Consider the following 22,756-nt stretch of genomic DNA (forward strand, 5'->3'; position numbering starts at 1 on the left):
GTCGCACGATAGTGGCTCTGCCGAGCACGCTCAGGCAGTGCGGGCCAGTCGAGAGCTGAGCGCCGACTCGTAGCGGTGCAGGATCAGTTCGGCTACTTCCGGGTCGGGGCCCAGGGGTGGGGCGATGATCGCGCCTTCACCGGCCAGGCGGGTCACACGGTCCGGGAGGAAGCCGGGGGCCAGGAACCACGACGCCACGGCGATGCGGCGAGCGCCTTGGGCACGCAGCCGCGCCACGGCGGTCGGCACGTCGGGAGTAGCCGCGGAGGCGAAAGCCGCCTCCACGCCGGCCCAGCCCGAACCGGCGGCCCACCGGGCGGCGATCTGCGCCACCAAAGCGTTCGCGGGCGCGTGGGACGAGCCCGCACCGGCCAGGACCACGCCCAACGAACGGTCGCGCGACCGCACACCGACCGAAGCCAGCCGACGCAGGGCCGCCGACTCCAACCGCGGGTCGGGGCCCAGCACGTCGGCGATCGTCACGTCCAACGAAGGCAACCGGGCCTCCGCCACCGCGCTCGGCACGTCGACCCGAGCGTGGAAAGCCTTGCCCAGCAACAACGGCACCACCACCGCCGAACGGTGACCGTCCGCCGCCACACCCCGCAGCACATCACCCAGCAACGGCACGGAGAGGTCCAGGAACGAGCACCGGACGTCCAACGACGGCTGCAACGCCCGCACCACGTCCAACAACTCGTGCACCACAGCCGCCGACCGCGGATCACGACTGCCGTGCGCCACGGCCACCAACGCGGTCACAGCGCACCCGTCAACCCGCGCGCCCGCAGCACGGCGCGCTCCAACGGCCGGAACACCAGCAACTCGATCCCCACACCCACCAGCAGGATCAGGAAGATCGCCGCGATCACCATCGAGATGTCGTTCAACGCCGAACCGTTGTGCAGGTACTGCCCCAGACCCTCACCCAGCTGCGGCGACGTCGCGATGATCTCCGCCGCCATCAGCGAACGCCATGAGAACGCCCACCCCTGCTTCAACCCCGACAGGTACCCGGGCAGCGCGGCGGGCAGCAGGATGTGCCGTGCCGACGCCAGCCGACCCGCACCCAGAGCCTGACCGACCCGCGGCAACAACGGCGGGATCTGGTCCACGCCCGACACCAGACCGTTGGCGATCGAGGGCACCGAACCCATCAGCACCACGAAGTAGATGGTCGCCGGCGTCGCGCCGAACCACAGGATGCCCGCCGGCACCCACGCCACGGACGGCAACGACTGCAAGCCCGTCAACAGCGACCCGATGGCCGCCCGCACCACCCGTACCTTGGCGATCAGCAGCCCCAGCGGCGTGGCGATCACCACGGCGGTGAGGAAACCGAGGACGGCGCGGCTGACCGAGGTCCACAGCACCCCGAACGCACGACCGGTCTCGACCGCCTCGACCACCGCCGCCCACACCGACCCCGGTGACGGCAGCTGGTACTCCGGCCAGAACGCCAACGCCCACAACGCCTGCCACGCGCCGAGCAGCAGCGCGAACGCGATCAGCGGCGGCACCGCGGTGCGGAGGAACCGCTTGCGCAGCGACGGCCGCCGCTCCTGCGCCGGCGCGTCCAGCGCGTCCAGACCGGCCCCGACGGCGGAGAGGTCCGTGTCAAGCTGCGGCATGTCCGCTGATCACCTCTCGCAGGTGGGCCGTGATCTCGTCGATGACGACGGGCTCATCGCAGTCCACAGTGGACCATTCGCGCACCACGCGGCCCGGCCGGGAGGACAGCAGCACGACCCGCTGACCCAGCCGCACGGCCTCGCGCACGTCGTGCGTGACGAACACGATCGCCGTGGACGTCTCCCGCCACACCCGCACCAGCTCCGCCTGGAGCACGTCGCGGGTGATGGCGTCCAACGCGGCGAACGGCTCGTCCATCAGCAGCAGGCCGGGCGTGCCCGCCTCGGCGCTGCCCAGCGTGGACGCCAAGGCGCGCGCCAGCGCCACACGCTGCCGCATACCGCCGGACAGCTCGTGGGGCCGCTTGTGACCGGCGCCGACCAGCCGCACCAGCGACAGCAGCTCGCTGGCCTTCTCCCGACGCTCACCGCGCTTCACGCCCGCCAGCCGCATCGGCAGCTCCACGTTGCGCGCGGCGGTCAGCCACGGCATCAACGCGGCCTCCTGGAACATCACTGCGGGCCGTGACGTGGTCAGCTCGATCCGACCGGAGGTGGGCGCGTCCAGCCCGGCGACCAGGTTCAGCAGCGTCGACTTGCCGCAGCCGGACGCGCCGAGCAGGCACACGAACTCGCCCGGTGCGACCGTCAGGTCGACGCCGTCGAGCGCGACGACACCGGCCGGGCCGTGGCCGAAGACCTTGCGGACCCCGGACAAGGTCACCGCGGCATCCACGTCGGACAAGGCCGTCGGGTTCTCAAGCGTGGCGGTCATGGTGTGCCTGCCTTCCTCAAGTTACTTCCGGTCCAGCCCGGCGGTGTCCACGGCCGGCTTGCCCGCCGCCGAGAGCACCTTGTTCAGCAGCGTGAAATCGGCGAGACCGGCGACATCCGCGGCCTCCTTCACCACACCCGCGGTCACCGCGTCCTGAGCCAGCCGCGGGAAGCTCTTGGCCTGCGGGTCCAACGTCAGCTCGATGTTGTCGAACGCCCGGTCCAGCACCTGCTCGCCCAGTGCCTTGCCGGTGAGCTGCTTCAACGCGTTGTTGACGAGCTGCTTGGCCTCGACCTTGTTGTCGCGCCCGAAGTCGGTGGCCGCGAGGTGGCCGCGCAGCAGCGCCTCCACCGTCTGCGGGTGTTCGCGGAGGAACTGCGTCCGCACGATCATCACCGTGGTCGGGAACTTCCCGTCCTCCCACAGCGATTCCTCGTCCAGCAGCACCTTCGCGCCCGCGTCCAGGACCAGCCGCGACGACCACGGCTCCGGCGCCCACGCGCCCTGGATGTCGCCCCGCCGGAACAGGTCCAGCGACTGCGCGTTCTCCACGTTCGTGACCTGCACGTCGAGCTTCTCGTCGGACAGCCACTTCTTCAGCGCCACGTCCTGCGTGTTGCCGAGCTGCGGGGTGGTGAGGACCTTGCCCTTGAGATCGGCGGGCGAGGTGATCTCGGGCTTGACGACGAGCTGCGCCCCACCGGAAGTGGCGCCGGAGACGAGCTTGACCGCCTCACCGTTGGACTTGGCGTAGGCGTTGATCGCCGGGCCGGAGCCGATGTACGACACGTCCAGCGAGCTGCCCAGCAGGGCGTTCACCGCGTCCGGACCGGCGTTGAAGGTCTGGGCGACGAGCTTCGTGTCGCCGAGCTCCTTGGCGAAGAAGCCCTTGTCCACGCCGATCAACGCGGTGGCGTGGGTGACGTTGGGGAAGTAACCCAGCCGTACCTCGGCCGCCGCGCCCTTGTCCTGGACACCGGCGGTGGAATCGCCGCGGTCGATCCGGGAGCACCCGGAGAGTGCCGTGAGTGCGGTCAGTGCTACCAGTGACGTGATCAGGGTGCGGCGAGTGGTGGTCACGATCGCGGACCTTTCAGGGACCGGGGGAGACGAGGGCGTGGCTGTCCGGCTCGGCGGCGTCGCCGCCGTCGGTACAGCTCTCCACGCCGTCCAACTCCGGCAGCGGAGCACCCACGAGTCCGGCGGCCAGCGTGCTGCCGTCGGCCGCGTCGATCACCAGGAAGCTGCCCATGTGGCGGCTCTTGGTGTAGTCGTCCACCGGGATGGGCTCGGCCGTGCGCAGCGCGACCTGGCCGATCTCGTTCAGGGTCAGCGAGTCCGGCGCGTCGGTGCTGCCGAGCTTCTGCTCGTCGAACCGTGTGTGCAGGTGGGTGACGATGGCCTGCACGGTCCGTGTGCCGTGTTTGACCAGGACGCGGGCGCCGGGGGTCAGGGCCTTCTCGGACAGCCAGCACACGGTGGCGTCGAATTCGTCGGTGACTCTGGGGGGCACGGCCGCGCCGGCGATGAGGTCGCCGCGGGAGATGTCGAGGTCGTGTGCGAGGAGCAGGGTCACGGACTGGCCGGAGGCGGCTTGGTCCAGTGGGCCGTCGGCGGTGTCGATGCCGGTGACGGTGGAGCGCAGCCCGTCGGGCAGCACGGCGATCTCGTCGCCGACCCGCACGGTGCCGGCGGCGACCTGGCCGGCGTAGCCGCGGTAGTCGGGGTAGTCGGCGGTGCGGGGCCGGATCACGTACTGCACCGGGAAGCGGAACGGGGCGTCGTGCGGGTCGACGTCGACCGGCACCGTCTCCAGGTGCTCCAGCAGGGTGGGGCCGTCGTACCAGGGTGTCCGCTCGGAGCGTTCCACGACGTTGTCGCCCGCGAGCGCGGACACCGGGATCGTCACGACGGCGTCGTCGGGGTAGCCCAGGGCGGTGGCGTGGGCGGTGAATTCCTTGGCGATGCGGGAGAACGTCGCCTCGTCGTGGTCGACCAGGTCGATCTTGTTGACCGCGAGCACCAGGCGCGGCACCCCGAGCAGCGCCAGCACGGCGGCGTGGCGGCGGGTCTGCTCGATGACGCCCTTGCGCGCGTCCACCAGCAGCACGCCGAGCTGCGCGGTGGACGCGCCGGTCACCGTGTTGCGGGTGTACTGCACGTGGCCGGGGGTGTCGGCGAGCACGAACGACCGCTTGGGCGTGGCGAAGTAGCGGTAGGCCACGTCGATGGTGATGCCCTGCTCGCGCTCGGAGCGCAGGCCGTCGACGAGCAGGGACAGGTCGGGGGTGCTCAGGCCGCGGTCGGCGCTGGCGCGGTGCACCGCGTCGAGGGTGTCGGCCAGCACGGATTTGGTGTCGTACAGCAGCCTGCCGACCAGGGTGGACTTGCCGTCGTCCACACTGCCCGCGGTCGCCAGCCTCAACAGGTCGCTCATCTAGAAGTAGCCTTCCCGCTTGCGGTCTTCCATGGCGGCCTCGGAGAGGCGGTCGTCGGCGCGGGTCGCGCCACGCTCGGTGAGCCTGCTCGCGGCGACCTCGGCGATGACGGTGGCGATGTCGGCGGCGTCGGACTCGACCGCCCCGGTGCAGGATCCGTCGCCGACGGTGCGGTAGCGGACGGTCTTCTCGACCATCGTCTCGTTCTCCCGCGGCCCGCCCCACGGGCCTTCGGCGAGCCACATGCCGTCGCGCAGGTACACCTCGCGCCGGTGGGCGTAGTAGATGTCGGGCAGTTCGATGTTCTCGCGGGCGATGTAGTGCCACACGTCCAACTCGGTCCAGTTGGACAGCGGGAACACCCGCACGTGCTCACCGGGGCGGTGCCGGCCGTTGTAGAGGTTCCACAGCTCGGGGCGCTGCCGGCGGGGTTCCCACTGGCCGAAGGAGTTGCGCAGGCTGAAGATGCGTTCCTTGGCGCGGGCGCGTTCCTCGTCGCGTCGGCCGCCGCCGAACACGGCGTCGAACTTGTGGCCGGTGATGGCGTCCAGCAGCGGCACGGTCTGCAACGGGTTGCGGGTGCCGTCGGGGCGTTCGGTCAGGCGTCCGTCGTCGATGTAGTCCTGCACCTTCGCGACCTCGAGGCGCAGGCCGTGTTGGGCGACGACCTTGTCGCGGAAGGCGATGACCTCGTCGAAGTTGTGCCCGGTGTCGACGTGCAGCAGCGGGAACGGCACCGGCGCGGGCCAGAACGCCTTGACGGCCAGGTGGAGCAGGAGGGTGGAGTCCTTGCCGCCGGAGAACAGGATCACCGGCCGGTCGAACTCGCCGGCGACCTCGCGGAAGATGTGGACGGCCTCGGACTCGAGGCGGCCCAACGCGTCCAAAGTGGTGGTGGTGGTCATCCGTGCAACCCGCATTCGGTCTTGGTCTGGCCCGCCCACCGGCCGCTGCGCGGGTCGGCGCCCGGCAGTGGCTTCACGGTGCACGGCGCGCAGCCGATGGAGGGGTAACCGTCCTGCACCAGCGGGTTCTCCAGGATCCCGTGCGAGGCGATGTAGTCGTGGAACTCGTCGTCGGACCACGCCGCGATCGGGTTGATCTTCACCAGGCCGTTGCGGTCGTCCCACTGCACGATCGGCGTGCCCGCCCGGGTCGGCGCGTCCACCCGACGCACCCCGGTCACCCACGCGTCGTAGTTCTTCAGCGTGCGCTGCAACGGGATCACCTTGCGCAACCGGCAGCACTCCGACGGATTCGTCTTGTTCAGCAGACCGAACTGCGCCTCCTGATCGGCCACCGACTGCTCGGCCGCCGCGTTCACGATGTGCACGCCCGGGTACACCAGGTCCACCGCGTCACGCGTGCCGATCGTCTCGGCGAAGTGGTAGCCGGTCTCCAGGAACAGCACGTCCACATCCGGCTTCACCTTGGTCACCAGATCGATCAGCACCGCGTCCTGCATGTTCGACGCGACGATCCAGCTCTCGCCGAACGTCCGGGCGGTCCACGCGAGCGCCTCTTCGGCACTGGCCTCTGCCAGCTCGACCGAAGCGGCCTCGGCGATCACCTTCAGTTCCTCGACCCTGGTCGGGGCGGTCATCGCTGCACCTCCTGAGGAAGGTTGAGACCAACGAACTTCACCGTGAACACGCGGCGGCAGGAGGCGCACAGCCACGAGTAGCTGGGCTCCTCCTGTGGACGGAGGTCCTCGTCGCCGCAGTAGGGGCAGTAGAAGGGAGTCGCGCGTTCGCTCACTTGAGATCACCCTCGTCGGCGCGGGCGACCCACTGCGCGAAACGCTCGTCCGTTTCGCGCTTGGCCACGAAGTTCCGCACCACGCGCTCGACGTAGTCCGACAGCTCGACGGCGGTCACCTTGTGGCCGCGCAACTTCCGCCCGAACCCGGCGTCCAGCCCGAGCCCGCCGCCCAGGTGCACCTGGAAACCTTCGGCCTGCTGCCCGCCCGCGTCCGTGACGATCATGCCCTTGAGGCCGATGTCCGCGGTCTGGATCCGGGCGCACGAGTTCGGACAACCGTTGATGTGCACCGCGATCGGCTCCGTCACCCCGGCCACGATGTCCGCCAGCCTGGTCTCCAACGTGGACACCAGCTCCACCGCGCGGGCCTTGGTCTCCACGATCGCGAGCTTGCAGAACTCGATGCCCGTGCACGCCATCACACCCCGCCGCCACGGCGACGGCTCCGTCTGCAACCCCAACTTCGCCAGATCCGCCTGCAGGTTCTTCACCTCGGCCTCCGGCACGTCCAACACCACCAGCTTCTGCTGCGGCGTCAACCGGACCCGCGCCGAACCCGCCCGCTCCACCACCTTGGCCACCTCGACCAACGTGGACCCCGACACCCGGCCCGCGATCGGCGCCGCGCCGATGTAGAACAAGCCGTCCTTCTGCCGGTGCACACCGATGTGGTCACGCGGCACCGCGGGCACCTCCGGCGCCGGACCGTCGACCAGCTTCCGGTTCAGGTACTCGTCCTCCAGGACCTGCCGGAACTTCTCCGGACCCCAGTCCGCCACCAAAAACTTGATCCGCGCCCGGTGCCGCAACCGCCGGTAGCCGTAATCACGGAAGACGCTGATCACGCCCTCCCACACATCCGGCACCTCGGCCTCCGGCACCCACGCGCCCAACCGCTTGCCGATCATCGGGTTCGTCGACAGACCACCGCCGACCCACACGTCGAACCCCGGACCGTGCTCCGGGTGATCCACACCGACGAACGCCACGTCGTGGATCTCGTGCGCCACATCCGGCAGACCCGAGATCGCCGTCTTGAACTTCCGCGGCAGGTTCGAGAACCGCGGATCCCCGATGTAGCGGCGCAGGATCTCGTCGATCGCCCCGGAACCGTCGACCACCTCGTCCTCGGCGATACCCGCCACCGGCGAACCCAGCACCACCCGAGGGCTGTCGCCGCACGCCTCCATCGTGGTCAGGCCCGCGTCCTCCAGCTTGCGCCAGATCGTCGGCACGTCCTCGATCCGGATCCAGTGGTACTGGATGTTCTGCCGGTCGGTGATGTCCGCCGTGTCCCGCGCATACGTCTGCGACAACTCGCCCAACAACGCCAACTGCTGCGTCGACAACCGGCCACCGTCGATCCGGACCCGGAGCATGAAGTACTCGTCGTCCAGCTCCTCCGGCTCCAACGTCGCCGTCCGCCCGCCGTCAATCCCCGGCTTGCGCTGGGTATAGAGGCCGTACCAGCGGAAACGGCCACGCAGATCGGCCGGGTCGATCGACTCGAAACCACCGTGGGCGTAGATGTTCTCGATCCGCGAACGCACGTTGAGCGGATTGTCGTCCTTCTTGCTCCGCTCGTTCGGGTTCAGCGGCTCGCGGTAGCCCAGCGCCCACTGCCCCTCACCTCGGCGCTGCTTGGTGCGCTGAGGCGTCGTCGTCGGGGGGACCATCCTCGTCCTCCGGGGATTCGGGGCGCTGGTGCGCGTGCGAGTCCCAGGACAGCCGTGGTGGGGGTCTCGTCAGCGCACCCGGCGCCGACGGGAACAAAAAGGCAGGCGCGGGTTATGCCGAACGACGGCACATCGCGCTGGAGACACGACGGAAGTCGACGTGGCGGCGGACCACCAGGCGGACTCCGGTCGATGTCATGTGCCTCAGCGTGCCACGCGTCCACCCCGTGGTCCACCGCCATCCGCATAGTGGGACGGCGGTCGCGGTGCTGGTAAATGGGACAATGGGCGTCATGCCCTCCGCCCTGCCGATCGGTGATCCCGCGCCCTCCGACGGCTCGCTGCCCGCCTCCGCCCTCACCCGTCTGGGCGACCGCCCGTTCGGTGTGTACGTGCACGTCCCGTTCTGCGCGACCCGGTGCGGCTACTGCGACTTCAACACCTACACCGCCGGTGAGCTGGGCACTTCCGCGTCACCGGCGTCCTGGCTGGAGGGCCTGCGGCGGGAACTCGATCTCGCGGCGGCCGTGCTGGGCGCCCCGCCGGCGGTCGACACGGTGTTCGTCGGCGGTGGCACACCGTCGCTTCTCGGCTCCGACGGGTTGGGCCAAGTGTTGCAAGCGGTCCGGTCGTCGTTCGGCCTGGCGCCCGGCGCGGAGATCACCACCGAGTCGAATCCGGAGTCGACTTCACCCGATTTCTTCACGGCCATCCGTGATGCTGGTTACACGCGGGTGTCGCTCGGCATGCAGTCCGCCGCACGGCACGTCCTCGCCGTGCTCGATCGGGTGCACACACCGGGCCGTCCGGTGGCCGCCGCGCGGGAGGCTCGCGCTGCGGGCTTCGACCACGTGAACCTCGACCTCATCTACGGCACGCCGGGCGAGACGGTGGCCGACCTCCAGGCGTCGCTGGACGCGGTGCGCGACGCGGGCGTGGACCACGTGTCGGCGTACGCGCTGATCGTGGAGGAGGGCACCGCGCTGGCCCGCCGGGTCCGCCGCGGCGAACTGCCCATGCCGGACGACGACGTGCTCGCGGACAAGTACGAGCTGATCGACAAGGCCATGACCGAGCAGGGCCTGCGCTGGTACGAGGTGTCGAACTGGGCCGCGTCGGCGGAGGCCGCGTGCCGGCACAACCTCCTGTACTGGCAGGGCGCGGACTGGTGGGGCGCGGGCCCCGGCGCGCACAGCCACGTCGGCGGCGTGCGCTGGTGGAACGTCAAGCACCCGGCGAAGTACGCCGAACTGCTGGCCAACGGCGCATCACCCGCCGCCGGCCGCGAGGTGCTCACCGACGACGACCGGCGGGTGGAACGCGTGCTGCTGGAGCTGCGCCTGGCCACCGGCCTGCCGCTCGACGTCCTCGACCCGGACGGCCAGGCCGAGGCCAAGTCCGCCGCCGCCGACGGCCTGCTCGACGCCTCGGCGCTGGACCAGGGGAACTGCGTCCTCACCGACCGGGGCCGCCTGCTCGCCGACGCCGTGGTCCGCCGCCTTACGTGAGCGTGGTCGCCTTGCTGTGGTCGCCTTGCTTGAGCGTGGTCGACGCCGACTCGCCGATCGTCCGGTAGCCCAGCGGCCCGTAGAGGCGGGTCACCTTCTCGTCCGGCTCGGTCTCCAGGAACGGCGTGCAGCCCGAGTCGAAGACCCGCGCGGTCAGATCGGCGCACACGGCCGACGCGACGCCACGCCGCCGGAACGACGGCAGCACCGCGATGCCCGCCACCTGCGACAGGTTGTAGCGCGGCGCGGTGTACGCCCCCGCGCCCACCGGTTCGCCGTTCAGACGGGCCAGCACGACCACGCCGTTGTCACGCAGCAGCGCGCGCTGCCGTTCCAGGTCCTCCTCGCCGGCGGTCTCGCCGACACCGAAGGCTGTGTTCTGCACCACCGACGCCGCGAGCAGATCCGCGTCCGACGTCACCGCCTCCACCACCAGCCCGTCCGGCAGCGGCGGCGCGTTCAGCACGTCGATCACCATCATCGGCAGCAGCTGGTCCACCGTGAACCCGGCCGCCTCCAGCACCTCGTCGATCAGCGGCGCCGGCCGCAGGTACTCCAACCTCGGCGTCCGCGACCGCTCGCGGAACGCCGTGACCAGCGCGTCCACCTCGGCGGGCGTCGCCGGGACACCGTCGTCGGGCACGGCGTAGTTCAAGAACAGGTGGTCGCTGTGCACGTCGAAGCGCACCAGGAACGGGCCGACGCGTTCGGCATCGGCCCTGATGGCGTCGCGCAGGGCGGCCTGGATCTCGGTGAGCACACAGCAACCTATCCGGGCATCCCGAACCCCGGCGACCGAGTTTTCCGATACCCGCCCCAACCTCCGTAAACTCAAGGTGAAGCAGTCCGACTTCCTGGAGGTGACGCGCGGTGAACGCTGACGAGCGCCGGTTCGAAGTGCTGCGCGCGATCGTCGCCGACTACGTGTCCAACCAGGAGCCGGTCGGCTCGAAAGCCCTGGTCGAACGGCACAACCTGGGCGTTTCGAGCGCGACCGTGCGCAACGACATGGCCTCGCTGGAAGAGGACGGGTACATCACCCAGCCGCACACCAGCGCGGGCCGCGTGCCGACCGACAAGGGCTACCGCCTGTTCGTGGACCGGCTGAGCGAGGTCAAGCCGCTGTCCACGCCCGAGCGCAGGGCCATCCAGAACTTCCTCGAAGGCGCCTACGACCTCGACGACGTGCTGCGCCGCAGCGTCCGGCTGCTGGCCCAGCTGACCCGCCAGGTCGCCGTCATCCAGTACCCGACGCTCAGCCGCTCCACCGTCCGGCACATCGAGGTGCTGGCCATCACACCGGCCCGGCTGATGCTGGTGCTGATCACCGACACCGGCCGGGTCGACCAGCGCTCGGTCGACCTCGGCGACGTGATCACCGAGGAGAACGTCGGCCGGATGCGGTCGCTGCTCAACGCGGCGATGGTCGGCCAACGCCTGTCCGACGCCTCCGCCGAGGTCGCCAAGCTGCCCGAGGACGTGCCGAACGAGCTGCGCGACGCGGTGCTGCGGGTGAGCACCGTGCTGATCGAGTCGCTGGTGGAGCACCCCGAGGAACGCCTGGTCCTGGGTGGCACCGCGAACCTCACCCGCAACGTGGCAGACTTCCCCGGTTCGCTGCGCCAGGTGCTGGAGGCGCTGGAGGAGCAGGTCGTGGTGCTCAAGCTGCTGGCCGCCGCCCGCGACCCCGGCAGGATCCTGGTGCACATCGGCGAGGAGAACGAAGCGGCCGAGATGCGCAGCACCTCGATCGTGTCCATCGGCTACGGAAGCCGGGACAACCTGCTCGGCGGGATGGGCGTGGTCGGGCCGACGCGCATGGACTACCCCGGCACGATGGCCGCCGTGCGAGCGGTGGCCAACTACGTGGGGGAGATCTTGACCGGACGGTGACGGCGGGGGGAACACCGCGGTCCCGCAGGACGTTTCGCACAGCGAGCGAGCGCGTGTCGCAGCGCGCTCGCAGGAGGAAACACGGTGGCGAGGGACTATTACGGCACGCTCGGGGTCTCCAAGAACGCGACTCCCGACGAGATCAAGCGCGCCTACCGCAAGCTCGCGCGGCAGCTGCACCCCGACATCAACCCCAACGAGGAAGCGCGCTTCAAGGAGGTGACCGCCGCCTACGAGGTCCTCTCGGACCCGAAGAAGCGGCAGGTCGTCGACCTCGGCGGCGACCCGTTGGACTCGGGCGGCGGCCGGGGCGGCGGCGACCCGTTCGCGGGTTTCGGTCTCGGCGACATCATGGACGCGTTCTTCGGCGCGGGCGGCGGTGGCGGACGTGGTCCGCGCAGCCGCGTGCAGCCCGGGTCGGACGCGCTGATCCGGCTGTCGATGACGTTGGAGGAGTGCGCGGCGGGCGCTTCACGTGAGCTGACCGTCGACACGGCGATCCTGTGCGACCGGTGCGTGGGCAGCGGCTGCGCGGACGGCTCGTCCCCGATCCGCTGCGACACGTGCGGCGGGCGGGGCGAGGTGCAGTCGGTGCAGCGCTCGTTCCTGGGCCAGGTCGTGACGGCCCGGCCGTGCCCGGTGTGCCGCGGCCTCGGCGAGGTCATCCCGGACCCGTGCCAGCAGTGCGCGGGTGACGGCCGGGTGCGGTCCAGGCGGACCATCTCGGTGCAGATCCCGCCCGGCGTGGCCGAGGGCATGCGCGTTCGGCTGGCCGGCCAGGGCGAGGTCGGCCCCGGCGGCGGACCGGCGGGCGACCTGTACGTCGAGGTCGAGGAGGTGCCGCACGAGGTCTTCGAGCGTGACGGCGCGAACCTGCACTGCTCCGTGCGCATCCCGATGACGACCGCGGCCCTGGGCGCGGTGCTGCCGTTGCAGACGCTGGACGGCGAGGAGGAGCTGGAGATCGAGCCCGGCACCCAGCCGAACACCGAGCTGGTGCTCACCGGGCGCGGCATGCCCCGGCTGAGGTCCAGCGGGCGCATCGACGGCCGCGGCGACCTGCACGTCCACCTCGAGGTCGTGACGCCGACCAAGCTGGACGCCCGGCAGGCCGAACTGCTGCGCGAACTGGCCGTGTCACGCGGTGAGGACGAACCGACGCTCGCGCACAACGGCAAGGGCGGCGGGGGGCTGTTCTCGCGGCTGCGCTCCGGCCGCAACCACCGGTGACGCTGCCGGTCTTCCTGGTCGCCGCGCTGCCGTCCGGCGCCGAGGCCGTCCTGGACGGGCCGGAGGGGCGGCACGCGGCCACCGTGCGCCGGTTGCGCGCGGGGGAGGAGCTGGTGCTCTCCGACGGCACGGGCGCCCAGGTGCGGTGCGTGGTGGCGGAGGCGTTCAAGGACTCCCTGCGGCTGCGCGTCGTCGAACGCTGGGTCGTGCCGCCGCCGTCCGTGCGGGTGGTCGTGGCGCAGGCGCTGGTGAAGGGCGACCGCGGTGAACTGGCCGTGGAGCTGGCCACCGAGGCGGGCGTGGACGGCGTCGTGCCGTGGCGGGCCTCGCGCTGCGTGACCAAATGGGAGGAAGGTCCGCGCGGGGCCAAGGCCCTCGAACGCTGGCGGAGCACCGCGCGTGAGGCGGCCAAGCAGGCTCGCCGCGCACGCGTGCCGTCGGTCGCGGAACCCGTTTCGACGTCCGGGCTGGCACGGTTGGCGTCGTCCTCGGCGGTGGCTTTGGTATTGCACGAAACTGCATCGGTGGGCATTGGATCGGTTCAGTTGCCCTCTTCGGGTGATGTGCTGCTGGTCGTCGGACCGGAAGGCGGCATCACCGACGAGGAATTGTCCACGTTGATCGGTGCGGGCGCGCAGGTCGTGCGACTGGGGCCTACCGTGCTGCGCGCGTCCACCGCGGCGGCCGTGGCTTTGGGTGCGCTGGGTGTGCTGACCGATCGCTGGGCGTAATGAAGCTTGCTCCCTTCTGGCGAACACCTGATGTAGGGGTTACGCTGATGGGCAGAGGGGTTGCCTTCGTTTAGCCGCGATCAGCCCTTCGACACCAGACTCGCCGGACACCTCCCCCCTCGGTCCGGCGCCGCCGCGTCGTGGTGGGACGACCCCCAGGTCCCACCGCGACGCGGCTTCTATTTTGTCTACGGGTGGTTTCGATTGCGCATCGTCTACGGGCCGCACCCGAGCCAGTTCGGGGAGTATTCCGCCCCGCCCGGTGAATCATTTCCCGTCATCGTGGTAATCCATGGTGGTTTCTGGCATCAGCGTTATGGGCTGGAGCTCGGCCGACCGCTCGCCGCCGACCTCGTGGCACACGGCGTGGCCGCGTACAACATCGAGTACCGGCGGGTAGGTGGCGGCGGCGGGTGGCCCGCGACGGGCGACGACGTGCTGGCCGCGATCGACGCCCTGGATCCCGCACTCGGCCCCGTAGTCACGCTGGGTCACTCCGCCGGCGGCCACCTCGCCGTGTGGGCCGCCGCCCGCCACCCGCGCGTGTCCGGCGCCGTCGCCCAGGCCGGGGTGCTCGACTTCCTCCAGCACCCGCAGATCACCCGCCGTGCGGCCGAACTCCTGGGTGGCACCCCCGCCGAAGTCCCGGCCCGCTACGCCGACGCGTCCCCGGCCGCCCAACTCCCGATCCCGAAGCCCCTGGTCCTGGTCCACGGCGAGGCCGACGAGGACGTGCCGTTCGCCCAGAGCGAGGCGTTCGCCGCCGCCTCCGGCGCCGAGCTGATCGCCCTCCCCGGCACCGACCACATGTCCCTGATCACCCCGGACACCGCAGCCTGGACCACCTGCCGCACCGCCGCCCTACGCCTGACCACCCCGTGAGTCCTACGTTCAGAACGCGTGAGTCGTACCTTCAGGACCACCGTGTCCTACGTTCAGGACCCCCGAATTCAACGCTCGCGTCGCCAGCGGCTGTTCTGAGCGTTCAACTCGGGGGTTCTGAACGTAGGACTCACGCGACGCGAACGTAGGACTCACGGGTGGGTTAGCCTGCGGAGCCATGTCCGACTGCCTGTTCTGCCGCATCGTCGCCCGCGAGATCCCGGCGACCGTGGTGCACGAGACCGACACCACGCTGGCGTTCCGCGACGTCGCCCCCCAAGCCCCGACGCACGTCGTCCTGGTGCCCAAGGCGCACGCCCCGGACGCCGTCGCGCTCGCCGCCGCCTCGCCCACCGTGCTGGACGACCTGTTCCTCGCCGCCGGTGAAGTGGCGAAGTCCGAAGGCATCGCGGACAGCGGCTACCGCCTGCTCTTCAACACCGGTGCGGACGCCGGCCAGACCGTCTTCCACGCCCACCTGCACGTGCTCGGCGGACGGCGGCTCGGCCCGCTGGCCTGACCGCCCTACCCCAGGGCCTGCATCACCGGGGCGTACAGCCGCGAACGGTCGCCGCCGAACGCCCCGCGCACCATCAGGTCGACCGTGTACCGCGGCGCCAAACCGCGCGCCACCAGCCACGACGCCAACGCCGGGTCCCCCACGTCCACCCGCACCGACGTCGCACCGACCGCCACGTCCGAGATCAACTCCGCCGCACGCCCGACCGACGGCGCCACCACCGGCCCCACCATCGTCACCGGCCCGTTGGCCCACGCCGCCACGAACCCGTCGTCGGCCACCCTCACCTGCGACGCGAACCCGAACAGCTCACCCCACATCGCCGACCGGTCCGTGCCGAACACCTCGGCGTCCGCCGCCACGACCTTCGCCCGGTCCGCGTCCTCCACCGGCCGTGACGTGCCCGAAGCCGTCCCGTCGAACGCCCCGACGTGCGCCGTCACCCGACCCACCGACCGGAACCCCAGCTTCTCGTACAGCGGCTTGCCGTACGAAGTCGCGTGCAGCGACACCACCGGCGTGCCCGCGAACGCCAGCGCGTGCTCCATCAACCGCCGCCCCAGCCCGCGCCCACCGTGGCTCGACGCCACCAGCACCATGCTGACCGCCGCGTGCTCGACCCCGAATCGGGTGATGATCACCGTGCCAACCAGCTCGCCCCCGTCGACCAGCCCGAAACCGGTTCCGACGCGCAGCAGGAACGCCCACTTGGCCGGTTCCGGCGACCACTGCCGGTCCAACCCGAGGCGAACGCAGGCGGGCAGGTCGTCGGGGGTGAGCGCGCGCAATTCCGTCACGCTCCGAGTGAACCCGCCGTGTCCAACCCGTTTCTTACTCCGGTGCGGACTGTCGGTGGGGACGGCTAGCATCGGACGCGGTAGGTCGAATTCACCAGAGCACGGCGCGAACGCGCAGGAAGAGGGCCCGAGGCCACGTGGCCGGTACCGCTGACAACACGCCGCAGGCAGGCCAGGCCGCGGCCGACGCCCAATCCAAGTTCGCCGTGCCCGACGGTGCGGTGCTCGCCCTGCTCGGGTCGCGTGACGAGAACCTCCGGCTCGCCGAGGAACTGCTGGACGCCGACGTGCACGTGCGCGGCAACGAGATCACGCTCTCCGGCCAGCCCGCCGACGTGGCGTTCGCCGAACGCGTGTTCTCCGAGCTGATCACCCTCGCCGGCCGCGGCCAGCAGGTGGGCCCGGACACGGTCCGCCGCACGGTCGCGATGCTGTCCGCGGGCACCAGCGAGTCGCCCGCCGAGGTGCTGAGCCTCGACATCATCTCCCGGCGCGGCCGCACGATCCGGCCGAAGACGCTGAACCAGAAGCACTACGTGGACGCGATCGACCTGAACACCATCGTGTTCGGCATCGGCCCCGCGGGCACCGGAAAGACCTACCTGGCCATGGCGAAGGCCGTGCAGGCGCTCCAGGCCAAGCAGGTCAACCGGATCATCCTGACCCGCCCGGCGGTCGAGGCGGGCGAGCGGCTCGGCTACCTGCCCGGCACGCTCTACGAGAAGATCGACCCGTACCTGCGCCCCCTGTACGACGCGCTGCACGACATGGTCGACCCCGAATCCATCCCGCGCCTCACCCAGGCGGGCACGATCGAGGTCGCCCCATTGGCTTATATGCGCGGTCGCACGCTTAATGATGCGTTCATCATCCTGGACGAGGCGCAGAACACGACGCCCGAACAGATGAAGATGTTCCTCACCCGATTGGGTTTCGGCTCGAAGATCGTGGTGACCGGCGACGTCACCCAAGTCGACCTGCCCGGCGGGCAGCGCAGCGGTCTGAAGGTCGTCCGGGACATCCTGGAAGGCGTGGAGGACGTCCACTTCTCCATCCTGACCAGCAGTGACGTGGTTCGCCACCGGCTGGTCGCGGACATCGTCGACGCCTACGAGAAGTGGCAGGTCGACCAGGACGAGGTCGACGCGCACCAGCACCACGCCGGACCCGGTGCGCGGTCGCGTGGACAGCGCCGGGGACGATAGGCGCCGTGAGCATCGAGATCGCGAACGAGTCGGGCGTCCAGGTGGACGAGTCGTCCATCGTCGCCGCCGCCAGGTTCGCCCTGGACCGGATGGGCGTCAGCCCGTTGGCCGAGCTGTCCGTCCTGCTGGTCGAGCTGGACGTGATGGCGGACCTGCACCAGCGCTGGATGGACCTGCCCGGCCCGACGGACGTGATGGCGTTCCCGATGGACGAGCTGGACTCGGCCCGCCGACCGGACGCCGCGGGCCTCGGCCCGGCGCTGCTCGGCGACATCGTGCTGTGCCCGGACTTCGCCAAGGACCAGGCCAAGAAGGCGGGCCACAGCCTGATCGACGAACTGCACCTGCTGACCGTCCACGGCGTGCTGCACCTGCTCGGCTACGACCACGCGGAGCCCGCCGAGGAGCGGGAGATGTTCACGTTGCAGAACCGCATCCTGGGCGACTTCCGCACCGCCGCGGCCGAGGCGGAGCGCAAGTCCGCGCAGCGCGAGGCCGATTCGAAGCTGCTCGGGGCGGTCGGTCTGGAGGACGCGGACCGGCCCGAGTCGACCCCCTGAGGCGGCCGAGGTGATAGGCAGTCCCACCGGCTTGCTGGTGTTGGCCGCGGTGTTGGTGTTGTCGGCGGGCCTGTTCGCGGGCGTGGACGCGGCGCTGGGCACGGTGTCGCGTGCCCGCGTCGAGGCGTTGCAGCGGCAAGGTCGGGCCGGCACCGGTCACCTGATCGCGCTGCTGGCCGACCGGCCGCGGCACGTGAACCTGCTGCTGTTGCTCCGACTGGGCTGCGAGCTGGCGGCGACGGTGCTGGTGACGGTGGTGTGCCTGGGTCTCATCGAGACCGACTGGGTGGCCATGCTGGTCGCCGGCCTGAGCATGCTCGTGGTGTCGTACGTGCTGGTCGGCGTGGGTCCGCGGACCATCGGTCGGCAGCACCCGTACGCGGTGACGCTGCTCGCGGCGGGTCCGATCCGGGTGCTCGGCCGGGTGCTGGGGCCGTTGAGCAAGCTGCTGATCCTGGTCGGCAACGCGATCACCCCGGGCAAGGGTTTCCGGGAGGGTCCGTTCTCGTCCGAGGTGGAGTTGCGCGAGCTGGTGGACATGGCGCAGGAACGCGGCGTCGTGGACGAGGGCGAGCGGGAGATGATCCACTCGGTGTTCGAGCTGGGCGACACGATCTCGCGCGAGGTGATGGTGCCGCGCACCGAGATCGTGTGGATCGAGCAGACCAAGTCGGTCCGGCAGGCGCTGGCCCTGTCGCTGCGCACCGGGTACACGCGGGTGCCGGTGATCGGGGAGAGCGTCGACGACATCGTCGGCGTGGTGAACCTCAAGGACCTGGTGCGGCTGACGTTGGCCGAGGAGCCGAACGGCACGACGGTGGCGGACGTGATGAAGCCGGCGTCGTTCATCCCTGACTCGAAGCCGCTCGCGGACCTGCTGCGGGAGATGCAGCTGTCGCGCAACCACCTGGCGATCGTGGTGGACGAGTACGGCGGCACGGCGGGGCTGCTCACCATCGAGGACATCCTGGAGGAGATCGTCGGGGAGATCACCGACGAGTCCGACACGGACGACCGGCCGCCGGTGGAGCACCTGACGGACGGCTCGGTGCGGGTCAGCGCGCGCCTGCCGGTGGACGACCTGGACGCGTTGTTCGGCACGGAGCTGGACGACCACGAGGTGGAGACCGTCGGCGGTCTGCTGGCCCAACGCCTGGGCCGGGTGCCGCTGCCGGGGACCGAAGCGGAGATCGCGGGTCTGCGGATGCGGGCCGAGGGCGGCAAGGACGAACGCGGGCGGATGCGCATCACGACGGTGCTCGTGCGCCCGGTGAACGGCGACGACAGCGAGGGGACCAACGGTGACTGACCTCGACCCCGAGGACCAGAAGATCATCACGCTGGCGCGTTCGGCGCGGGCCCGGACGGGAACGCCCGAGGGCGCGGCCGTGCGGGACACCGACGGCCGGACGTACGCGGCCACCACGGTCGCCCTGCCGTCGCTCAAGCTGACCGCGTTGCAGGCCGCCGTGGCCGCCGCCGTGTCCAGCGGGGCCGAGGGCTTGGAGGCGGCGGCCGTCGTCACCGCCTCAGGTGCCGTGGACGAGGACTCACTGGCCGCCGTGCGCGACATGACGGCCGATGCGCGGGTCTTCCGCGCCGACGCGTCCGGCGCCGTGCAGGAAACCGTGTAGGTGCGCGACTACATCACCGTGTGCCGTGGCTGCTGCTGCGGCACCGTCAAGAAGCACCCGGACTACGACCACGACGAGCAGTTGCGGCGGTTGCGGGAGTTGGCCGACAGCTCCGGCGGCCGGGTGCGCCTGCGCACCGCCGACTGCCTGGACGCGTGCGAGAACTCGAACGTGATCGTGGTGAAGCCGGCGGGCCAGAAGCCGGTGTGGTTGGGGTTCGTCCTGCACGACGCCGTGATGGACGACCTGGAGCGCTGGCTCGCCGACGGCGGCCCGATGCCGACCACTCTCGAGGTGAACCGCATCGCGGCGCCCGCGACGAAGGCCTAGAGCAGCACGCCAGCGCGACCGAGGTCGTGGTTGAAGAACGCGGACAGGGTCGACGCGGACGCCCGGTAGACGATCGCCTGGGAGGCCGGGTCGAGGACCAGGTAGGCGTCGGCGCGGGCGCGGTTGATCGCGTCGACCGGTCGGCTCGAATTCCACGACCGCGGCGTCCTGCCCGCCGCGAGGAGCGCCGACACGACGCCGGCAGGGCCGCAGTCCTCGCCCTGGTTGGGCCGGCCGTGGAACTGCGAGACCGGCACCAGCCGCCCGGTCTGGGTGCCGCAGTCCGGCACGCCCGGGATCCGGTAGTCGTAGCCGGTGGCCATGTACGCGTCGGCCAGGTAGCCGCGCAGCTCGGGCACGTAGTCCCACAGGTCGCTGGTGAACCCGCGCGTGTTGGTCACCGACTGGCCGCGCACCTGGCAGGAGATGTCGACGCGCCGGCGTGGTTGTCCGTGGCCCAAGTCGGCCGAGCTGTTCGGCATCCCGGAAGGCGCCGTGAAGTACTGGGCCAGTGTCGAGAAGTGGCGTCCGGAATGGCCCTCGCGGCACGCGTCGTTACGCGCTTTCCGGCGCTAAGAGGACTCACACGGCCAAGCGCGGCCTTGGTGTTCCGGAATCCTTGCCGAGGGTTGTCCCACCTGCTCCAACTGTCCCACCGGAAACTCCCCCAACTGTCCCTCGATGCTTTCTGGCCTGCGGTTATACGAGGAGGTGCGACATCATGGCGACCGGTCGGGCGTGCCGATGGGTGATTGTTTCGAAGAATCACAGGGGCAGGTTGCGGCGGCGGGTGCCAAAAGTTGATGTGATGGCATCACGGGATGTTCGGCGATCGAAGACGCCGACTGTTCAGGCATTGCATCCCGCGTTCGATGACTTCAACGCGGAGGGTGGCATGACCTCGACCAAGAGGGATCTCGCTGCTGAAAATGCTTTTTCTTCCAACAGTAAAGACATCATTGTCGTCGTCGACGCGACCCAGGTCGGAGGCAACAGCGATCAGAAGAACATCGTCAAGTATCAAGGTTTCAATCTGAATCAGAATGCATCGGAGAAGATCGACCCGGTGGTCACAGCCCTTTTTCTGGTAGAGGGCAGCCAGGAGGTCCACGTGTTCGAGGCCGCGCCTGTGGATATGCAGGGGACTCAGGTGCATGCCCCGGTTCCGCCTCAGGTGCGTGGCACCGGGATCACTTGGCTGGAAGATGACATGGGCAATCGCAGTAACGTTATCCGGGTCTTGGACGACTGGCCCGCGTCTGAGATGGCGGACACGGTCCGCACCGGTCGGCCTGCTGTCCGACTCGTTCGGCCGCGCCGGACCGCTACCGGGCGGTGCCGGGCGATGCCGGACCGGGACGAGGGGGTGCGGCGATCAGGGCGGAACCCGTTCACGACTACCTCAGGTGGCTCGGCCGGGGGGTCCGACCGGGTTCGGGGCTGTGCGGGCGTTCGAGGCCTTGACAGCCACTGACTAGGGCTGACGCGGCGCGGCCGGCGGGTGCGGGGACAATGGGCGGATGGATGGTTACCGTTCCGGGTTCGCGTGCTTCGTCGGCCGCCCCAACGCAGGCAAGTCGACGTTGACCAACGCGCTGGTCGGGACCAAGGTCGCGATCACGTCGAGCAAGCCGCAGACCACCCGACACACCATCCGGGGCATCGTGCACCGCGAGGACGGGCAGTTGGTCCTGGTGGACACCCCCGGCCTGCACCGCCCGCGCACGCTCCTCGGCCAGCGCCTCAACGACCTGGTCCGCGAGACGTGGACCGAGGTGGACGTGGTCGGGTTCTGCGTGCCCGCCGACCAGAAGGTCGGCCCCGGCGACAAGTTCATCGCCGCCGAGCTGGAGAAGATCGCCAAGCGGACCCCCGTCATCGGCATCGTCACCAAGACCGACCTGGTCAGCCAGCAGCAGGTCGCCGAGCAGCTGCTCGCGCTCCAGAAGGTGATGGACTTCGCCGACCTGATCCCGGTCTCGGCGGTGGACGGCTACCAGGTCGACGCCCTCGCCGACCTGGTGCTGGGCAAGCTCCCCGAAGGCCCGGCGCTCTACCCGGACGGCGAGCTGACCGACGAGCCGGAGATGACCCTGATCGCCGAGCTGATCCGGGAGGCCGCGCTGGAGGGTGTGCGGGACGAGCTGCCCCACTCGATCGCCGTCCTGGTCGAGGAGATGCTGCCCCGCGAGGGCCGCGACGACCTGGTGGACATCCACGCGAACGTGTACGTCGAACGTCCCAGCCAGAAGGCGATCATCCTGGGTCACCGCGGTGAACGCCTCAAGCAGGTCGGCATCACGTCCCGCCGGCACATCGAGAAGCTGCTCGGCACGCGCGTCTACCTCGACCTGCACATCAAGATCGCCAAGGACTGGCAGCGCGACCCGAAGCAGTTGCGCAGACTGGGGTTCTAGGTGGCGAACCTGTACCGGGACACCGGGGTGGTCCTGCGGGTGCAGAAGCTCGGCGAGGCGGACCGCATCATCACGCTGCTCACCCAGAAGCACGGCAAAGTGCGCGCGGTGGCGAAGGGCGTGCGCCGCACGTCGTCCCGGTTCGGCGCGCGGCTGGAGCCGTTCGGGCACGTCGACGTGCAGTTCTACCCCGGACGGTCGCTGGACGTGGTCACCCAGGTCGAGACGCTGGACGCGTTCGGCGTGGTCCTGGTGGACGACTACCAGCGCTACACGGCGGCGTGCGCGGTGCTGGAGACGGCCGACCGGCTGACGTCGGAGGAGGGTGAACCCGCCCTCCGGCTGTACCTGCTGGTCACGGGTGCTCTGCGGGCGCTCGCGGCGAAGGAGCGGGACGCCTCGCTCATCCTCGACGCCTACCTGATGCGGGCGATGGCGTTCGCGGGGTGGGCGCCGGCGGTGGACGACTGCGCGCGCTGCGGTGACCCGGGGCCGCACACGGCGTTCAACGTGCACGCGGGCGGCATGGTGTGCCCGCGATGTCGTCCGCCGGGCAGCGCCACCCCGTCCGCGGACACGCTGCGCCTGCTCGCCGCCCTGCTCCACGGCAGGTGGGATGTGGTGGAGGTCATCCCCACCGGTGCCCGGCGCGACGCCAGCGGCCTGGTCGCCGCGCACCTCCAGTGGCACCTGGAACGCCAGTTGCGGTCGCTGCCCTTGGTCGAGCGAAAGGCGCAGCCGTCCGACGGTTAGAGTCGCCTGCCCCAC

At 70.3% G+C, this 22,756-nt stretch carries 26 protein-coding genes; 14 read left to right on the plus strand and 12 right to left on the minus strand.

Annotated features, from left to right (window positions below):
• Positions 1 to 30: 30 nt before the first annotated feature.
• The 9 genes from F4560_RS40000 to F4560_RS40035 are packed head-to-tail and all read right to left on the minus strand — an operon-like array spanning position 31 to position 8,281.
• Positions 31 to 762 (minus strand): sirohydrochlorin chelatase, encoded by a 732-nt coding sequence (locus tag F4560_RS40000; protein ID WP_184928227.1) that lies wholly within the window; start codon positions 760 to 762, stop codon positions 31 to 33.
• A complete protein-coding gene (locus tag F4560_RS40005; protein ID WP_184928228.1) occupies positions 759 to 1,631 on the minus strand; it encodes an ABC transporter permease in 873 nt (290 codons plus the stop codon). Before F4560_RS40005 ends, F4560_RS40000 begins: the two co-directional genes overlap by 4 nt.
• On the minus strand, positions 1,618 to 2,406 hold the full coding sequence (locus F4560_RS40010) for an ABC transporter ATP-binding protein (protein WP_184928229.1): 789 nt from the start codon (positions 2,404 to 2,406) through the stop codon (positions 1,618 to 1,620). Before F4560_RS40010 ends, F4560_RS40005 begins: the two co-directional genes overlap by 14 nt.
• 21 nt (positions 2,407 to 2,427) lie before the next feature.
• Positions 2,428 to 3,486 (minus strand): ABC transporter substrate-binding protein, encoded by a 1,059-nt coding sequence (locus F4560_RS40015; protein WP_184928230.1) that lies wholly within the window; start codon positions 3,484 to 3,486, stop codon positions 2,428 to 2,430.
• 13 nt (positions 3,487 to 3,499) lie between these two features.
• The gene (locus F4560_RS40020; protein ID WP_184928231.1) at positions 3,500 to 4,843 is read right to left on the minus strand and encodes a sulfate adenylyltransferase subunit 1; all 1,344 of its coding nucleotides are present in this window, start codon (positions 4,841 to 4,843) and stop codon (positions 3,500 to 3,502) included.
• The gene (gene cysD, locus F4560_RS40025; RefSeq protein WP_246477943.1) at positions 4,844 to 5,749 is read right to left on the minus strand and encodes a sulfate adenylyltransferase subunit CysD; all 906 of its coding nucleotides are present in this window, start codon (positions 5,747 to 5,749) and stop codon (positions 4,844 to 4,846) included.
• A complete protein-coding gene (locus tag F4560_RS40030) occupies positions 5,746 to 6,447 on the minus strand; it encodes a phosphoadenylyl-sulfate reductase (RefSeq protein WP_184928233.1) in 702 nt (233 codons plus the stop codon). Before F4560_RS40030 ends, cysD begins: the two co-directional genes overlap by 4 nt.
• The gene (locus tag F4560_RS45230) at positions 6,444 to 6,602 is read right to left on the minus strand and encodes a hypothetical protein (RefSeq protein ID WP_015098919.1); all 159 of its coding nucleotides are present in this window, start codon (positions 6,600 to 6,602) and stop codon (positions 6,444 to 6,446) included. Before F4560_RS45230 ends, F4560_RS40030 begins: the two co-directional genes overlap by 4 nt.
• A complete protein-coding gene (locus F4560_RS40035; protein WP_184928234.1) occupies positions 6,599 to 8,281 on the minus strand; it encodes a nitrite/sulfite reductase in 1,683 nt (560 codons plus the stop codon). The genes F4560_RS45230 and F4560_RS40035 overlap by 4 nt, the downstream gene beginning before the upstream one ends.
• A 293-nt stretch (positions 8,282 to 8,574) precedes the next feature.
• Here F4560_RS40035 and hemW point away from each other — a divergent pair, with 293 nt between their 5' ends.
• Positions 8,575 to 9,789: a radical SAM family heme chaperone HemW gene (gene hemW, locus F4560_RS40040; protein WP_184928235.1), complete on the plus strand. Its 1,215-nt coding sequence runs from the start codon at positions 8,575 to 8,577 to the stop codon at positions 9,787 to 9,789.
• Here hemW and F4560_RS46405 read toward each other — a convergent pair.
• Positions 9,782 to 10,549 (minus strand): GNAT family N-acetyltransferase, encoded by a 768-nt coding sequence (locus F4560_RS46405; RefSeq protein WP_184928236.1) that lies wholly within the window; start codon positions 10,547 to 10,549, stop codon positions 9,782 to 9,784. The genes hemW and F4560_RS46405 overlap by 8 nt on opposite strands.
• 110 nt (positions 10,550 to 10,659) lie before the next feature.
• On the opposite strand from F4560_RS46405, the gene hrcA reads away from it, so the two are divergent.
• The 5 genes from hrcA (at position 10,660) to F4560_RS40070 (ending at position 15,045) form a co-directional block, all read left to right on the plus strand.
• Positions 10,660 to 11,682 (plus strand): heat-inducible transcriptional repressor HrcA, encoded by a 1,023-nt coding sequence (gene hrcA, locus F4560_RS40050; RefSeq protein ID WP_184928237.1) that lies wholly within the window; start codon positions 10,660 to 10,662, stop codon positions 11,680 to 11,682.
• Positions 11,683 to 11,766: 84 nt separating this feature from the next.
• Positions 11,767 to 12,912: a molecular chaperone DnaJ gene (gene dnaJ / locus F4560_RS40055; RefSeq protein ID WP_184928238.1), complete on the plus strand. Its 1,146-nt coding sequence runs from the start codon at positions 11,767 to 11,769 to the stop codon at positions 12,910 to 12,912.
• Entirely contained in the window at positions 12,909 to 13,643 is a 735-nt protein-coding gene (locus tag F4560_RS40060; protein WP_184928239.1) for a 16S rRNA (uracil(1498)-N(3))-methyltransferase, read from the plus strand. The genes dnaJ and F4560_RS40060 overlap by 4 nt, the downstream gene beginning before the upstream one ends.
• A 282-nt stretch (positions 13,644 to 13,925) precedes the next feature.
• Positions 13,926 to 14,525 (plus strand): alpha/beta hydrolase family protein, encoded by a 600-nt coding sequence (locus F4560_RS40065; RefSeq protein WP_376775394.1) that lies wholly within the window; start codon positions 13,926 to 13,928, stop codon positions 14,523 to 14,525.
• 178 nt (positions 14,526 to 14,703) lie between these two features.
• Positions 14,704 to 15,045 carry a histidine triad nucleotide-binding protein gene (locus F4560_RS40070; RefSeq protein ID WP_184928241.1) on the plus strand — a complete coding sequence of 114 codons (342 nt, stop codon included), beginning with the start codon at positions 14,704 to 14,706 and terminating at the stop codon, positions 15,043 to 15,045.
• A gap of 5 nt (positions 15,046 to 15,050) precedes the next feature.
• On the opposite strand, the gene F4560_RS40075 is transcribed toward F4560_RS40070, so the two are convergent.
• Positions 15,051 to 15,842 (minus strand): GNAT family N-acetyltransferase, encoded by a 792-nt coding sequence (locus F4560_RS40075; protein WP_312869765.1) that lies wholly within the window; start codon positions 15,840 to 15,842, stop codon positions 15,051 to 15,053.
• Between the two features lie 137 nt (positions 15,843 to 15,979).
• Between F4560_RS40075 and F4560_RS40080 the strand changes: the two genes are divergently transcribed.
• The 5 genes from F4560_RS40080 to F4560_RS40100 are packed head-to-tail and all read left to right on the plus strand — an operon-like array spanning position 15,980 to position 19,571.
• A complete protein-coding gene (locus F4560_RS40080; protein ID WP_184928243.1) occupies positions 15,980 to 17,047 on the plus strand; it encodes a PhoH family protein in 1,068 nt (355 codons plus the stop codon).
• Positions 17,048 to 17,052: 5 nt separating this feature from the next.
• Positions 17,053 to 17,607 carry an rRNA maturation RNase YbeY gene (gene ybeY / locus F4560_RS40085; protein WP_184928244.1) on the plus strand — a complete coding sequence of 185 codons (555 nt, stop codon included), beginning with the start codon at positions 17,053 to 17,055 and terminating at the stop codon, positions 17,605 to 17,607.
• A 13-nt stretch (positions 17,608 to 17,620) separates the two neighbouring features.
• Positions 17,621 to 18,916 (plus strand): hemolysin family protein, encoded by a 1,296-nt coding sequence (locus F4560_RS40090; protein ID WP_184929676.1) that lies wholly within the window; start codon positions 17,621 to 17,623, stop codon positions 18,914 to 18,916.
• Entirely contained in the window at positions 18,909 to 19,241 is a 333-nt protein-coding gene (locus F4560_RS40095; RefSeq protein WP_184928245.1) for a cytidine deaminase-like protein, read from the plus strand. Before F4560_RS40090 ends, F4560_RS40095 begins: the two co-directional genes overlap by 8 nt.
• Entirely contained in the window at positions 19,242 to 19,571 is a 330-nt protein-coding gene (locus F4560_RS40100; RefSeq protein ID WP_184928246.1) for a (2Fe-2S) ferredoxin domain-containing protein, read from the plus strand.
• Here F4560_RS40100 and F4560_RS40105 read toward each other — a convergent pair.
• The gene (locus F4560_RS40105; RefSeq protein ID WP_246477944.1) at positions 19,568 to 20,053 is read right to left on the minus strand and encodes a hypothetical protein; all 486 of its coding nucleotides are present in this window, start codon (positions 20,051 to 20,053) and stop codon (positions 19,568 to 19,570) included. The two genes, F4560_RS40100 and F4560_RS40105, sit on opposite strands and share 4 nt — an antisense overlap.
• Positions 20,054 to 20,292: 239 nt before the next feature.
• Between F4560_RS40105 and F4560_RS40110 the strand changes: the two genes are divergently transcribed.
• The 3 genes from F4560_RS40110 to recO are packed head-to-tail and all read left to right on the plus strand — an operon-like array spanning position 20,293 to position 22,741.
• Positions 20,293 to 21,045 carry a hypothetical protein gene (locus F4560_RS40110; RefSeq protein ID WP_184928247.1) on the plus strand — a complete coding sequence of 251 codons (753 nt, stop codon included), beginning with the start codon at positions 20,293 to 20,295 and terminating at the stop codon, positions 21,043 to 21,045.
• Positions 21,046 to 21,091: 46 nt separating this feature from the next.
• Positions 21,092 to 21,988 (plus strand): GTPase Era, encoded by an 897-nt coding sequence (era, locus tag F4560_RS40115; protein ID WP_184928248.1) that lies wholly within the window; start codon positions 21,092 to 21,094, stop codon positions 21,986 to 21,988.
• On the plus strand, positions 21,989 to 22,741 hold the full coding sequence (gene recO, locus F4560_RS40120) for a DNA repair protein RecO (protein WP_184928249.1): 753 nt from the start codon (positions 21,989 to 21,991) through the stop codon (positions 22,739 to 22,741).
• The last annotated feature ends 15 nt before the right edge of the window (positions 22,742 to 22,756 follow it).

The organism is Saccharothrix ecbatanensis, assembly GCF_014205015.1.
Lineage (GTDB): Bacteria > Actinomycetota > Actinomycetes > Mycobacteriales > Pseudonocardiaceae > Actinosynnema > Actinosynnema ecbatanense.